14 protein-coding genes, 1 pseudogene and 1 riboswitch are annotated in these 12873 nt (G+C 65.0%); of the genes and pseudogenes, 8 read left to right on the forward strand and 7 right to left on the reverse strand.

All coding sequences use genetic code 11. The features are described from left to right. Window positions 1-86: 86 nt before the first annotated feature. A complete protein-coding gene (locus K2O50_RS22325; protein WP_050703758.1) occupies window positions 87-1769 on the reverse strand; it encodes a fatty acid--CoA ligase in 1683 nt (560 codons plus the stop codon). Between the two features lie 190 nt (window positions 1770-1959). On the opposite strand from K2O50_RS22325, the gene K2O50_RS22330 reads away from it, so the two are divergent. The 3 genes from K2O50_RS22330 to K2O50_RS22340 all read left to right on the forward strand — a co-directional run bounded on the left by K2O50_RS22330 (window position 1960) and on the right by K2O50_RS22340 (window position 4811). Then, window positions 1960-2925 carry a 2-hydroxyacid dehydrogenase gene (locus K2O50_RS22330; protein ID WP_050703757.1) on the forward strand — a complete coding sequence of 322 codons (966 nt, stop codon included), beginning with the start codon at window positions 1960-1962 and terminating at the stop codon, window positions 2923-2925. 52 nt (window positions 2926-2977) lie between these two features. Further along, entirely contained in the window at window positions 2978-3976 is a 999-nt protein-coding gene (locus tag K2O50_RS22335; protein ID WP_050703756.1) for a class I SAM-dependent methyltransferase, read from the forward strand. A 39-nt stretch (window positions 3977-4015) separates the two neighbouring features. Further along, window positions 4016-4135: riboswitch (yybP-ykoY riboswitch) on the forward strand. A 91-nt stretch (window positions 4136-4226) separates the two neighbouring features. Beyond that, a complete protein-coding gene (locus K2O50_RS22340) occupies window positions 4227-4811 on the forward strand; it encodes a TMEM165/GDT1 family protein (protein ID WP_177330817.1) in 585 nt (194 codons plus the stop codon). Window positions 4812-4891: 80 nt separating this feature from the next. Here the strand turns inward: K2O50_RS22340 and K2O50_RS22345 are convergent, their stop codons facing one another. After that, entirely contained in the window at window positions 4892-5707 is an 816-nt protein-coding gene (locus K2O50_RS22345; RefSeq protein ID WP_050703754.1) for a M48 family metallopeptidase, read from the reverse strand. A 1331-nt stretch (window positions 5708-7038) separates the two neighbouring features. Between K2O50_RS22345 and K2O50_RS27005 the strand changes: the two are divergent. Together K2O50_RS27005 and K2O50_RS27010 are read left to right on the forward strand one after the other, a co-directional pair. Continuing rightward, a pseudogene (locus K2O50_RS27005) lies at window positions 7039-7098 on the forward strand (hypothetical protein); the annotation flags it as partial. Between the two features lie 198 nt (window positions 7099-7296). Continuing rightward, window positions 7297-8001 carry a methyl-accepting chemotaxis protein gene (locus K2O50_RS27010; protein ID WP_409077834.1) on the forward strand — a complete coding sequence of 235 codons (705 nt, stop codon included), beginning with the start codon at window positions 7297-7299 and terminating at the stop codon, window positions 7999-8001. 151 nt (window positions 8002-8152) lie between these two features. On the opposite strand, the gene K2O50_RS22355 is transcribed toward K2O50_RS27010, so the two are convergent. Genes K2O50_RS22355 through K2O50_RS22365 form a run of 3 tightly spaced genes read right to left on the reverse strand, consistent with a single transcriptional unit; the run spans window position 8153 to window position 9231 of the window. Then, entirely contained in the window at window positions 8153-8773 is a 621-nt protein-coding gene (locus tag K2O50_RS22355) for an SOS response-associated peptidase (protein WP_050703752.1), read from the reverse strand. Window positions 8774-8788: 15 nt separating this feature from the next. Continuing rightward, a complete protein-coding gene (locus tag K2O50_RS22360) occupies window positions 8789-9049 on the reverse strand; it encodes a putative signal transducing protein (RefSeq protein WP_050703751.1) in 261 nt (86 codons plus the stop codon). Beyond that, window positions 9049-9231 (reverse strand): CPXCG motif-containing cysteine-rich protein, encoded by a 183-nt coding sequence (locus K2O50_RS22365; RefSeq protein ID WP_010225771.1) that lies wholly within the window; start codon window positions 9229-9231, stop codon window positions 9049-9051. Before K2O50_RS22365 ends, K2O50_RS22360 begins: the two co-directional genes overlap by 1 nt. Before the next feature lie 125 nt (window positions 9232-9356). Between K2O50_RS22365 and K2O50_RS22370 the strand changes: the two genes are divergently transcribed. Next, entirely contained in the window at window positions 9357-10523 is a 1167-nt protein-coding gene (locus K2O50_RS22370) for a 1-acyl-sn-glycerol-3-phosphate acyltransferase (RefSeq protein ID WP_050703750.1), read from the forward strand. Between the two features lie 115 nt (window positions 10524-10638). Here the strand turns inward: K2O50_RS22370 and K2O50_RS22375 are convergent, their stop codons facing one another. Further along, complete coding sequence (locus tag K2O50_RS22375; RefSeq protein ID WP_050703749.1) at window positions 10639-10899, reverse strand: hypothetical protein; 261 nt, start codon at window positions 10897-10899, stop codon at window positions 10639-10641. Window positions 10900-11057: 158 nt separating this feature from the next. Between K2O50_RS22375 and K2O50_RS22380 the strand changes: the two genes are divergently transcribed. After that, window positions 11058-11264 carry a hypothetical protein gene (locus tag K2O50_RS22380; RefSeq protein WP_050703748.1) on the forward strand — a complete coding sequence of 69 codons (207 nt, stop codon included), beginning with the start codon at window positions 11058-11060 and terminating at the stop codon, window positions 11262-11264. Between the two features lie 145 nt (window positions 11265-11409). Here the strand turns inward: K2O50_RS22380 and K2O50_RS22385 are convergent, their stop codons facing one another. Beyond that, window positions 11410-11994, reverse strand: coding sequence for a YajG family lipoprotein (locus K2O50_RS22385; protein ID WP_011532230.1), 585 nt, complete (start codon window positions 11992-11994; stop codon window positions 11410-11412). A gap of 139 nt (window positions 11995-12133) precedes the next feature. Between K2O50_RS22385 and K2O50_RS22390 the strand changes: the two genes are divergently transcribed. Next, window positions 12134-12367 (forward strand): hypothetical protein, encoded by a 234-nt coding sequence (locus K2O50_RS22390; protein WP_050703747.1) that lies wholly within the window; start codon window positions 12134-12136, stop codon window positions 12365-12367. Window positions 12368-12873 lie beyond the last annotated feature (506 nt).

The raw sequence follows: 12873 nt of genomic DNA on the forward strand, positions 1-12873 counted from the left end.
AGCATGGCTCAATTCTGCCGTTTGACAAGGCACGATCCTGTCTAGCCTGCGGGGTCGCGCTTGAAAAAGCGCGACCCGCGCCCGGGTTACAGGGTGGAAAGGAAAGCGCTGTTACTGGCCTGCCATTGGCTGATGTCCACGCGGATGCGCTTCTTGTCGAGCTTGCCGACGCTGGTCTTGGGAATTTCAGTAACAAGGGCGATCTGGCTGGGAATCGCCCACTTGTTGATGTGCCCTTGCTCGACGAAAGGCTTGAGGTGTTCCTTGAGCGCACGCGCATCGATGCTCTGCCCCTCGCGCACCACCAGCAATGCGAACGGGCGCTCGCCCCACTGCGGATCGGGCACCCCGACCACCGCGACCTCGCGCACCGCCGGATGGCGGCTGACCAGGTCTTCGAGGTCGAGCGAGGAGATCCATTCGCCACCGGTCTTGATCACATCCTTGATGCGGTCGCGGATGTCGATGAAGCCCATGCCGTCCAGCGTGGCGACATCGCCGGTATGCAGCCAGCCGCCCTGCCAGAGCTCCTCGCCCTTTTCCGGTTCACGGAAGTAGCCCATGGTCAGCCAGGGCGCGCGCAGCACCAGCTCGCCCTGGGTTTCGCCATCGGCGGGCAGGAAGTTGCCATTGCCATCGACGATGGCGGCCTCGACCAATGGCACCGGCACGCCGGCCTTGATCCGGTAGCTGGTGCGCTCATCTTCGCTGCCGGCCTGCAACTCGTCGTTCAGGTGCGCGGCGCTGATCAACGGGCAAGTCTCGGACATGCCGTAGGCGGCGGTGAGCTGGATGCCCCGGGCCAGCGCCGCCTGGTAGAGGGCGCGGTTGAGCGCGCTGCCGCCGATGATGATCTTCCAGCCGCCGAAATCCTGGCCTGCCGCCGACGGGCAGTTGAGCAGCATCTGCAGGATGGTCGGCACGCAGTGGGAGAAGGTGACCTTTTCCTCGCGCCACAGCCTGATCAGCATGTCCGGCTCGTAGCGCCCCGGGTAGACCTGCTTGATGCCCATCATGGTCGCCGCGTAGGGGATGCCCCAGGCGTGCACGTGGAACATCGGCGTGATCGGCATGTAGACGTCGTTGCTGCTCAGCAGCCTCACGCTGTCCAGGCTGCCCAGTACCGAGGTTTCGGCCAGGGTGTGCAGCACCAGCTGGCGATGGGTGAAGTACACCCCCTTGGGGTTGCCGGTGGTGCCGGTGGTATAGAAGGTGGTGGCCACCGAGTTCTCGTCGAAATCGGGGAAGTCGTACTGCGGGCTGGCCGCGGCCAGCAGTTGCTCGTACTCGCCCACCAGGTTCGGCAGGTCGGCGGTCTTGTCCGGGCCGTCGGTCAGCAGCAGGGTCTTGTCGACCGTGGTCAGCTGCCCGGCAATGGCGTGGTAGAGGCCGATGAAATCGCTGTTGACCAGCACGAAGCGGTCTTCGGCGTGGTTCATGGTGTAGAGGATCTGCTCGGGCGACAGGCGTACGTTGATGGTGTGCACCACCGCGCCGATCATCGGGATGGCGAACATGCACTCCAGGTAACGGTGACTGTCCCAGTCCATCACCGCCACGGTGTCACCGGCCTTCACACCGGCCGCGGTCAACACGTTGGCCAGGCGGGCGATGCGCTCGTTGAGCTGCGGGTAGGTGAGGCGGATCTGGTCGCGGTAGACGATCTCGCGGGTCTTCTCGTAGCGGCTGCCGGACATCAGCAGGCGCTTGATCAGCAACGGGTATTCGTAGGCGCCCTCGGCGGGCTTGATGATGCGAGTCTGCAACATGGGTATCCCTTTTCTTCAATACGGGCAGAACGGTTCAGTAATCCACTGTAGTTCGGTGACGCACCGGTCAAATCAGCCGAAGGAATGATTTGCGCCCGCGAGGTATGAGTGCGGACGGCACCGTTGACGAATGGCGCCGGCGGACCAGACACTGCGTCGATGCCCTGCCGCCCAATCACCGGAGCCCCTGATGCCCAGCCCACGTCGTGCCGTGTTTCTCGATCACCAGTCACTGGACCTCGGTGACCTCGACCTTTCACCGCTGCAGGCGCAGTTCGATGAACTGCAGTTGCACGCCGCTACCACTGCCGATCAGGTCGCCGAACGCCTGCAAGGCGCCACGGCGGTGATCAGCAACAAGGTGATGCTCGATGCCGCCACGCTGGCCGCCGCCACCGACCTCAAGCTGATCCTGGTGGCCGCCACCGGCACCAACAATGTCGACCTGGCCGCCGCCCGCGCCCAGGGCATCACCGTGTGCAACTGCCAAGGTTACGGCACGCCGTCGGTGGCCCAGCACACCCTGGCCCTGCTGCTGGCCCTGGCCACGCGCCTGTGCGACTACAACCAGGCGGTGAAGGCCGGACAATGGGCCAAGGCCAGCCAGTTCTGCCTGCTGGACTTCCCCATCGTCGAGCTGGAAGGCAAGACCCTCGGCCTGCTCGGTCACGGCGAGCTGGGTGGCGCGGTGGCGCACCTGGCCGAGGCGTTCGGCATGCGCGTGCTGAGCGGGCAGATCCCCGGCCGGCCGCCGCGGGCCGATCGCCTGCCGCTGGACGAGCTGCTGCCGCAGGTCGATGCCCTGACCCTGCACTGCCCGCTCAACGAGCAGACCCGGCACATGATCGGCGCCAACGAGCTGGCCCTGCTCAAGCCGGGGGCGCTGGTGGTCAACACCGCCCGCGGCGGACTGATCGACGAACAGGCCCTGGCCGACGCCCTGCGCCGTGGCCACCTGGGCGGCGCCGCCACCGATGTGCTGAGCGTCGAGCCGCCGGCCAAGGGCAACCCGCTGCTGGCAGCGGACATCCCGCGCCTGATCATCACTCCACACAGCGCCTGGGGCGCGGTGGAGTCGCGCCAGCGCATCGTTGGCCAGCTGGCCGAGAACGCCCAGGCCTACTTCACCGGCCAGCCGCGGCGGGTGGTCGGCTGATCCGCCGACGCCTCTGGTACACTGCGCCACTTTTTTTCAGGAGGCGTCGTCCATGGACCCGCGCAGTGAAGTGTTGCTCCGCCAGGCGGAACTGTTCCAAGGCCCGCTGCTGATCGCCGGCGCCCAGGCCGACGGCCTGCTCGGCCAACTGCCCGGCGCCCATGGCTGGACCTGGCATGCCGGCGATCAGGCGCTGCTGCAAGGCCGTTTCGCCGGGCGCAGCCACTATGGTGTCGAGGTGCCCGAGGTGGCGTTCGACGCCGCCGTGCTGTTCCTGCCCAAGTCCCGCGAGCTGGCTGCCTACCTGCTCAACGCCCTGGCCTCGCGCCTGGGCGGTCGCGAGCTGTACCTGGTGGGGGAAAAGCGCGGCGGCATCGAAGGCGCGGCCAAGCTTCTGCAGGCGTTCGGCAAACCGCGCAAGCTCGACAGCGCCAGGCACTGCCAGCTGTGGCAGGTGACCGTGGACAACGCCCCCGAAGCCACACCGCTGCAAAGCCTGGCCGAGCGCTTCGAACTGCCGCTTGAAGATGGTCCGCTGCAGGTCATCAGCCTGCCCGGGGTGTTCAGCCATGGGCGCCTGGACAAGGGCACCGCGCTGCTGCTGGAACACCTTGACGGCCTGCCCGGCGGTCATGTCCTGGACTTCGGCTGCGGCGCCGGCGTGCTTGGCGCCACGATCAAGCGACGTTATCCGCAGAGCCGGGTCACCTTGCTCGATGTCGATGCCTTCGCGGTCGCGGCCAGCCGCCTGACCCTGGCGGCCAACGGCCTGGAAGGCGAGGTGATCAGCGGCGACGGCATCGATGCCGCGCCGTCCGGGCTGGACCTGATCCTGAGCAATCCGCCGTTCCACACCGGTGTGCACACCGACTACCAGGCATCGGAAAACCTGCTGAAAAAATCAGGCGAACATCTGCGAAAAGGTGGCGAAATGCGGCTGGTTGCCAACAGCTTCCTGCGCTACCAACCGCTGATCGAAGGCGCCCTGGGCAACTGCGAAATCCGCGCCGAGGCACAAGGCTTTCGCATCTACCGAGCGACCCGTGGCTAAAAACAGGGCTTGCCGAAAGCGTTTCGCCTAGGCAGAATCCGCTCCGTCCTAGGGGAGTAGTCTCCCGCGAGCGCCCTGCTCGCCCGGCACGCGTCAACACACTTGGCCCACAGGCCATGGCGCGTGCGACCCACGATCTGCGCAGACAGGTCCAGGGTTTGACAAGACCTATGACACGCACACCTTACCCGGGGCGGGAAGGCTGTACGTGTCATAGCCGTGTCGACCCGCCCCCGTAGGAATCCTGATGCTGGAATCGTTACTCGTCCCCACCGCCATCGTTGCCCTCGCCGAAATCGGCGACAAGACGCAATTGCTTGCGCTCATCCTCGCTGCACGCTTTCGCAAGCCTTGGCCGATCATTGCCGGGATCGTCGCCGCGACCCTGGCCAACCATGCCGCCGCCGGTGCCGTGGGCGCCTGGGTCAGCGGTTTCTTCAGCGAGTCGGTGCTGCACTGGATTCTTGCCGCGAGCTTTACCGCCACGGCGCTATGGACCCTGGTACCGGACAAGATGGACGATGACGAAACCAGCAACGCACGCCGTTTCGGGCCGTTCGTCACCACCCTGATCGCCTTCTTCCTCGCCGAGATCGGCGACAAGACCCAGGTGGCCACGGTGATGCTGGCCGCCCAGTATCCGCACCTGATCATGGTCATCATCGGCACTACCCTGGGCATGCTGATCGCCAACGTGCCGGTGGTCCTGGCGGGCAACTTCGCGGCGGAGAAACTGCCGCTGACGCTGATCCGCCGCCTGGCGGCGACCGCGTTCATCGTGCTGGCCATCGTCGCGGTGTATTCGGCGATGAAGACCAGTGGCTGGATAGGGTGAAGCAGCGGCAAGTGGCAAGCTACAAGCGGCAAGAAAGAGCAGATGCGTCCTTACTTGCCGCTTGAAGCTTGAAGCTGCTTTTACTTCTTGGCCGCCTGATACAACGGCATCACCTTCGGAATTGCCGCCTGCAACGAGGCGATCCGGCTGCTAGACGCCGGGTGGGTGCTCATGAACTCCGGCGGCGCGCCTTCGGACGCCTGGCTCATCTTGTTCCACAGGGTGATCGCGGCGTTCGGGTCGTAGCCGGCGCGGGCCGACAGCTCGAGGCCGATCAGGTCGGCTTCGTTCTCGTTGGCCCGGCTGTTGGGCAGGGTCATGGCGTAGTTCACCACGGTATCGGCCATGGCCATGCTGTCCTGGCCCAGGCCGAAGATCGCGCCGGCGCCCTGTCGGGCCATTTCCACGCCGTAGGCCTTGGACATCGCTTCACGGCTGTGCTCGCGCAGGGCGTGGGCGATCTCGTGACCCACCACCGCGGCGATCTCGGCGTCGGTCAGCTTGAGCTGATCGATCAGGCCGGTATAGACGATGATCTTGCCGCCCGGACCGCAGTTGGCGTTGAGCTCGTCACTCTTGATCACGTTGACTTCCCAATTCCACTGCGCGGCATCCGGCCGGAACTGCGGTGCCTGGGCAATCAGGCGCTTGGCGATGGCCTGCACGCGCTTGGCATCATTGCTGCTCTTGTCCAACACGCCCTTGCTCGACGCCTCGCCGAGGGTCTGCTGGTAGGACTGGGCATACATCTGGTTGACCTCATCGGTCGAGAGCATGCTGAACATGTACTGCTGGCGCTGGACGCCCACGGCACCACCACTGGTGGTATTGACCGCCTGGCAGCCGCCGAGCAGGACGCTGGCCGTCAGCATGCTGACAACGAATGACTTACGCATGAAAACACTCCCTATTTACGTGCCGCGTATCCTAGGCCCTGACGCCCGTGCCTGCCAGAGCCACAGGTAAGATTTCTGACAAGCCCCTCATGCTTTGGTATTAGCCCGCCGATAACCCTCGGTAACGACCTCCTTGCGCGCGGAGCTTTGCCATGAAGTTCAAGTCGATCCAGTTTTCCGTGGCCGCCCTGGCCGGTGCCATCGTGCTGAGCATTGTCGCGGCGTTGGTGCTGTATGCCGTGTACTCCGGGCAGCGGACCCAGGCACTGGTGCAACAGCGCACGCAACAGCAGTTCGAGACCGTCATCGAGCAGCGCCTCTCGGCCCTGGCCCGCACCCAGGTCAGCGAGATCCAGCGTGGCCTGGAAGCGCCCCTGGCGATCGCCCGCGGCCTGGCCACCGGCAACGCCATGCTCGGCATGCAGGGCGCCGACGGCCAGCCACTGATGCGCGTCGATCGCGAACACCTGATCAACCAGCTCAAGCGCACCGTGGAGGTCAACCCGAGCGTGCTGGGCGCCTACCTGGGTTGGGAACCGAACGCCCTCGACCATGCCGATGGCCGTTACGTCGGCAGCCACCTGGTGGGCATCGACAGCGCCAGCGGGCGCTTCCTGCCCTGGTGGTTCCGCAATGGTGACGGCAGCCTCGGCCAGGACAAGCTGGCCGATGTCGACGACCGCACGGTGCTCGCCACCGGTGTGCGCGCCAGTGAATACTACCTGTGCCCCAAGGAGTCGAAGAAGGCCTGCGTGATCGATCCCGCACCTTATAAGGTGGGCGACAAGATGGTCATGCTCGCCTCGTTCGTCGAGCCGATCATGATCGACGGCCAGTTCCAGGGCATGGCCGGTGCCGACCTGTCGGTGAACTTCATCCAGGACCTGCTCAATGCCGCCGACCGCCAGCTCTACGACGGCGCCGGCGAACTGGCGCTGGTCTCCAGCAACGGCCGCCTGGTGGCCTACACCCGCGATCCGGCCAAGTTCGGCGAAAAGGCCGGCGACGTGCTGGACAGCGACGAAGCCAACACCCTCAAGAACCTGAGCGGCGAGGCGCTGCACTATGAAGTGGACGCCGCCAAGGACCGCATCGAGCTGTACCTGCCGTTCAAGATCGCCGGCACCGACGCACGCTGGACCCTGCTGCTGGAACTGCCGCTGAGCACGGTCATGGCCGACGTCAACCGCCTGCAGCAGGACCTGGCCGAACAGCGCCGCACCGATATCGCCGGCATGACCGTGGTCGGCCTGGGCATCGCCGCCCTCGGCCTGCTGGTGATCTGGCTGCTGGCCCTGGGCATCGCCCGCCCGCTCAAGCAGATGGTGAGCATGCTCGACGACATCGCCCAGGGCGAAGGCGACCTGACCCGGCGCCTGCAGAGCGACCGGGCCGACGAGCTGGGCGCCATCGCCAAGGGCTTCAACACCTTCCTGGCCAAGTTGCAGGCGATGATCAGCCAGGTGGTCAGCTCGGTACAGAAAGTCAGTGACTCGTCCGAGCACACCGCCGACATCGCCATCCGCACCAACCAGGGCGTGCACAAGCAGATGGCCGAGATCGACCAGGTGGCCACCGCCGTGCATGAAATGACCGCCACCGCCCAGGATGTGGCGCGCAACGCCACGCAAGCGGCCCAGGCCGCCAGTGAAGCCGACCGCGCCGCCAACCAGGGCCTGGACATCGTCCGCGATACCTCGCACTCGATCAGCGAGCTGGCCGCCGAGATCGGTCGCGCCGTGACCGTGGTCCAGGACCTGGCCCGCGACAGCGAGAACATCAACGCCATCCTGGTGACCATCCGCGCCATTGCCGAGCAGACCAACCTGCTGGCGCTCAACGCCGCCATCGAGGCGGCCCGGGCCGGCGAGCAGGGCCGCGGTTTCGCGGTGGTCGCCGACGAGGTGCGCAACCTGGCGCAGAAAACCCAGCAGGCCACCCAGGAAATCCAGCAGATGATCCAGCAACTGCAGCTGGGCACCCGCGAAGTGGTCAAGGTGATGGAAGACAGCCAGGGCAAGACCGACATCAGCGTGCAGCAGGCCAGCCGCGCGGCCGAGTCGCTGGCGAGCATCACCCAGGCGGTGTCGGTGATCAACGACATGAACACGCAGATCGCCAGCGCCGCCGAGGAACAGAGCGCCGTGGCCGAGGACATCAACCGCAACGTGATCAACATCGGCCAGGTGGCCGGCGAGGTGGCCGGCGGCGCCGACGAGTCGAGCCAGGCCAGCGCCGAGCTGACCAAGCTGGCCGAGCAGCAGCGGCGGTTGATCAATCAATTCAGGGTGTAGACCTGCACGCGCGCCCCTGTAGGAGCGGCCTTGTGCCGCGAAAGGGCCGCAAAGCGGACCCTGGATCTGGACGCAGATGCTGAAATCGCTGGGGCCGCTATGCGGCCCTTTCGCGGCACAAGGCCGCTCCTACAGGGGTAGCCTGCGCCACCTAGGCCGGGGTCAGGCACTCCGGCCCATTGAGCTTCGGATCGTTGACGAAGTTTGCCAGCGCCCGCTCACGCAATGCCGTCGGCGGCTTGGCCAGCAACTCGTGCAATCTGGCCATCGGTGTTTCAGGGTCCAGCCACAGCGCCTGCTCGGCCTCGTCGAGGATCAGCGGCCGACGCTGGTTCATCGCCGCTTGCGTCACCACCGCGCAACTCAGCCATTGCTGTTCCTGCACCGGGTAGACCTCCCACAGCGCGGCGAAGAACAGCGACGCGCCCTCCCCCGGCGTCACCCAGTACGGGCGCTTGCGCGCCGTGCCGCGCCATTCGTAGAAGCCGTTGGCCGGCATCAGGCAGCGCCGCTGGCGCAAGGGCTCGCGGAACATCGGCTGCTCGGCGAGGGTCTCGGCGCGAGCCTGGGCCGGGGTGCGGGACAGGTCGGTGAGCCAGGCCGGGGTCAGCCCCCAGCGTGCAGCGGCGAGCTGCAGCTGGCCGTCGAGCTGGCGCTGGATCAGCACCGTGGCACCGGGCGAGATGTTCCATTGGGCCTGCTGGCCCGGGGGGAAGCCCGGCAGGCCGGCGAAGCTCTGGGACCAGCGAAACAGGGCGTAGCGTCCACACATGGGCGAAATCAAAACCTAGCAGATCAGGGTTCCGGGATAACTTTCCGGTTCGTCGCCGGCAAGCGGCTGGGCAGCATTGTACGCATCGATCAACTGCCGTGCGTACCCAGCCTGCTCGTCCGGTACCGCCAGGCCGAGCAACCCGTGCATCGGCAACTCGCCCACGGCGCCCATCAGGTCACGCCCGACCAGGTGCACGTCGATGCCCTCGCTGGCCAGCATGCCCACCAGCATCTGCGCCTCCAGCAGGCTTTCCGGTTCATAGATCCTTTGCATCAATCGTTCTCGCCATAGACATCGAGCATCCACTCCTCGCCATGCACCTGCAGCACGAAGCGGATAGGCTTGCAGCACACCTGGCAGTCCTCGATGTACTCCTGGTCGCCGCCGGACAGGTCCACCGTGGTTTCGACTTCTTCGCCACAATAAGGGCAATCGTAGATCGCAGTTTCCAGCATCGCGGCCTCCGGAGTGACTTGTGCGTATAATTGCCGGTCTGTTTACAGGGCCAGTGTGCGTCCGAGCCGTTTTTCGGAGCCCGCCCCTACCTAATTACCCTAGCCGTTTCCAACAAGAGAGCATGATGGGCGAATTCGATGCCATCCGACCGTACGACGACGCTGAGGTCCCTGCCGTTCTGGCACGCCTGCTCAGCGACCCGGCATTCCTCGATATCCTCACCCACTTCCGCTTCCCGCGCGCGGCTGGCGCCTTCGGCTGGCTGCTCAAACCGCTGATCGCCCGGCGCCTGCGCAAGGAATTCGCCGGCGTAAGCTGCGTGTCCACGCTGCAGGACAAGGTCGAGTACTACGTCGACCGCACCATCGACCGCGCCACCGATGGCGTCACCTATACCGGCGTCGAACAGCTCAAGTCGGGTACCGCTTACCTGTTCCTGGCCAACCACCGCGATATCGTGATGGACCCGGCCTTCGTCAACTACGCGGTGTACCACGCCGGCCTGCCGACGCCACGCATCGCCATCGGCGACAACCTGCTGCAAAAGCCGTTCGTCAGCGACATGATGCGCCTGAACAAGAGCTTCATCGTGCACCGCTCGATCAGCGGCCGCCGCGAGAAGCTGGCCGCCTACCAGTTGCTCTCGGCCTACATCAACCACTCGATCCGCAACGATTGCGTGTCGATCTGGATCGCCCAGGCCGAAGGCCGCGCCAAGGACGGTGACGACCGTACCGACTCGGCAATCCTCAAGATGTTCCACATGAGCCGCAAGGACGAGCCGTTCGGCGCGGTGGTCCAGAGCCTGAACCTGACCCCGGTGTCGATCAGCTACGAATATGACCCTTGCGACCAGGCCAAGGCCCGCGAGCTGTACATCCGCGCCACCACCGGCAGCTACACCAAGGCTCCAGGCGAGGACGACAACAGCATCGCCCAGGGCATCACCGGCTACAAAGGGCGGGTGCACATCAACTTCGCGCCACCGGTGACCGACTACCACGAGGACACCAAGCAACTGGCGCAGGCCATCGATCGGCAGATCCTCGGCGGCTACCGGCTGTTCCCGGTGCATTACCTGGCCTATGCGATGTGGGCGGAAAAAGACGCGGCGCTCGAGGTGCCCAGCGCGGAGAAACTGTTCCCGGCCGACGAGCTGGCCAAGGCGAAGGAAGAGTGGCAGCGCCGCCTGGACGCGTGCCCGGTCGAGCATCAGCCGTATCTGGTGCAGCAGTATGCGACGCCGGTGCGTAACCAGTATCAGGTGAAGCGTCAGCCCACCTCAGCCTGACAACGCACCTGTAGGAGCGGGCTTGCCCCGCGAAGGCGTCAGATCAAGCAATGATGTGATCTGATATGACGCCTTCGCGGGGCAAGCCCGCTCCTACACAGAGCAAGTATCGCCTTCAGATCCAGGTACTGAACCAGGACAAAAGCAAGGCCATCGCCAGGCAGCAGAAGCCCAGGATGTAGTAATAGCGCGGTATTCGCTGCTCCAGCGCATCCACCACGCCTTCATCCACCGCCAGGCTTTCCCGCCTCAGCGCCTCGCGACGCCGGGCGCTGTGCAGCAGCAGCCCGCCAGGGCAGGTAATGAGCAGGGCCAGCAGGTTGATCAGCTTGGCCGGATGGGCGGCCAGGAAGCCCCAGAACACTTGCAACGACATTGCGCGACCTCGGTATCACGTGCGGCAAAGCCCGGCATTCTACCCAAGCTCGGGGTTGGTACCGCCACTTTGCGACCAGCTGTCATTTAATTTCATCTGTCACACGCTCGTCATCCAGGCAGGCCACCCTGTCGGCCTCTACCGAACCGGAGCTTGTCATGCTGCACGCCGAAAACCAGGACCGCCTCTACCTTGTCGCCCAGAGCGACGAGCAGCAGGCGCTGATCGATGGCTTCGCGATCAATGTCCAGGACCGCCAGTGGCTGGTGTACTGCGCGTTGGGCGGGCATGCCCACCAGGACCTGCCGGAAGTCGACCCGCACACCGGGATCAGCCTGCTGGACTTCAATGTGCAGGCTGCCTGATCTACGTTGCCTGCTTCGCGGGTAAACCCGCTCCACAGAGCCCCCAACGTGCGTGGGAGCGGGCTTGCCCCGCGATAGGCCAGTACAGACAATAAAAAACCCGCTGCCTGATCACAGGCAGCGGGTTTTCTTCATCGCAAACGCCTTACTCGCCCAGCACCTGACCGACGGTCGGGTCCTTGAACAGGCGGGTCAGCGCATCGCTGAGCACATCGCTCACCAGCTTGGTGTTGGTTTCCTGGTTCGGCGCCATGCCGAAGCGCTGGTCCAGCGAAGCACCGTAGCGGCCGCTGTAGCGGCGGTTGGCGTTGGAAACGTCGGCACGGAAGGTGGCGCCGATGGTCGCCTCGGTCACGTACATTTTGTCCTTGGGCGACTGGTACTTGAGCTCGGCCAGGGTCACGGTCAACTGCGGCGCGTTGTAGGCGTTGGGCGTCGGGGTGAAGCCGAGCAGGCGCACCGCCGCCTCGGCCTGGGCCTGCAGCTTGGGCACGACATCGTTGCCATTGACGGTGATGGTGCTGGTCTCGGGGTACATGCCACCGCGAGTGCCGAGCGACTGCGAGGCGCGCCCGTCGACGACCTTGACCACCACCGGCTGGCCGTGGCCGACCGGGGCCAGTTGCTGGGTAAGCTTGGGTTGCGGGCTGAGTTGCTGCGGGCTGTGGGCACAACCGGCCAGGCTCAGGCTGGCCACCGCGAACAAACCGACCAACAGACGTTGCAACATGCGCGTTTCTCCAGAAAAAGCGGCAAAGGCCCACAGTATACCCAGCGGCAAGCCACAAACAGCAACTGCCCCTGTGTCACAATCGTTTCATGCCCCCCGGTTACTCTGGCGCCAGCCCTCACACACAGGACTGACCACCATGGCCTCGCTCTGGACCCTGCTCTTCCACCGCCCGCGCCACGCCACCTACGCCCGCCTCGACAGCGACGGCATCTGCCTCGGTTTCAAGCACTGCGCCACGCCACCGGGTAACGGCGGCTGGGTACAGGTGAACGAGGCGCAACTGGCCTGGCTCGGTCGCCCGCTGCCAGCCAGCGCCCGGATTTGCGCCCGTGCAACGCAGCGTTGGCAGCAACGCACCCTGTCCGCCTGACAAACGCTGCAATAAAAACCCAACAAGTACGCCCTTTCCGCCCGCGACATCGTTATAATCTCCCCCCGATTATAAGGACGTCTCCTGATCGGGCCCCGCATTCGCCGCTTCACCCCGGCACCCTCGACGCTTCGCCCACAGAGAGCCTTCCACTCAGGTCTTGCATTGGCTGTCGTGCCTGCTGTTTCCGGCCTTCTGCTTCGCATGAACCTGCGGGTTGCCATCGCGCAGTCCACTTTTGAGGTTCACGACTCCAAAAGAGCGTGAAAAAACGGTTTTTCACAACTTCACGAGAGTGTGGCGAGCAAATGAACAGTCTGGCATGTGCAAGAGCGGCAGATGTGTCCCGAACAGCCCTGAACAGACGGCAAAAGCGCTCATCCCCGATGAGCCTCTGAGGCCGGTCCATAACGCACGACGGAGCACTTGACCATAAGTCGAATTGCCGCACCCGTGGCAAAGGGCGTTCAATAGCCGAACACCCAAGACTGATTGGCGGTATCCGC

It is taken from the genome of Pseudomonas sp. 2hn, from assembly GCF_019646095.1.
GTDB classification, from domain to species: domain Bacteria; phylum Pseudomonadota; class Gammaproteobacteria; order Pseudomonadales; family Pseudomonadaceae; genus Aquipseudomonas; species Aquipseudomonas peradeniyensis.

What these genes read in the sequence shown, in the direction of transcription:
- K2O50_RS22325 (WP_050703758.1), bottom strand. Translation starts at nt 1,769, where the DNA reads ATGTTGCAGACTCGCATCATCAAGCCCGCCGAGGGCGCCTACGAATAC.
- K2O50_RS22330 (WP_050703757.1), top strand. Translation starts at nt 1,960, where the DNA reads ATGCCCAGCCCACGTCGTGCCGTGTTTCTCGATCACCAGTCACTGGAC.
- K2O50_RS22335 (WP_050703756.1), top strand. Translation starts at nt 2,978, where the DNA reads ATGGACCCGCGCAGTGAAGTGTTGCTCCGCCAGGCGGAACTGTTCCAA.
- K2O50_RS22345 (WP_050703754.1), bottom strand. Translation starts at nt 5,707, where the DNA reads ATGCGTAAGTCATTCGTTGTCAGCATGCTGACGGCCAGCGTCCTGCTC.
- K2O50_RS27010 (WP_409077834.1), top strand. Translation starts at nt 7,297, where the DNA reads ATGACCGCCACCGCCCAGGATGTGGCGCGCAACGCCACGCAAGCGGCC.
- K2O50_RS22355 (WP_050703752.1), bottom strand. Translation starts at nt 8,773, where the DNA reads ATGTGTGGACGCTACGCCCTGTTTCGCTGGTCCCAGAGCTTCGCCGGC.
- K2O50_RS22360 (WP_050703751.1), bottom strand. Translation starts at nt 9,049, where the DNA reads ATGCAAAGGATCTATGAACCGGAAAGCCTGCTGGAGGCGCAGATGCTG.
- K2O50_RS22365 (WP_010225771.1), bottom strand. Translation starts at nt 9,231, where the DNA reads ATGCTGGAAACTGCGATCTACGATTGCCCTTATTGTGGCGAAGAAGTC.
- K2O50_RS22370 (WP_050703750.1), top strand. Translation starts at nt 9,357, where the DNA reads ATGGGCGAATTCGATGCCATCCGACCGTACGACGACGCTGAGGTCCCT.
- K2O50_RS22375 (WP_050703749.1), bottom strand. Translation starts at nt 10,899, where the DNA reads ATGTCGTTGCAAGTGTTCTGGGGCTTCCTGGCCGCCCATCCGGCCAAG.
- K2O50_RS22380 (WP_050703748.1), top strand. Translation starts at nt 11,058, where the DNA reads ATGCTGCACGCCGAAAACCAGGACCGCCTCTACCTTGTCGCCCAGAGC.
- K2O50_RS22385 (WP_011532230.1), bottom strand. Translation starts at nt 11,994, where the DNA reads ATGTTGCAACGTCTGTTGGTCGGTTTGTTCGCGGTGGCCAGCCTGAGC.
- K2O50_RS22390 (WP_050703747.1), top strand. Translation starts at nt 12,134, where the DNA reads ATGGCCTCGCTCTGGACCCTGCTCTTCCACCGCCCGCGCCACGCCACC.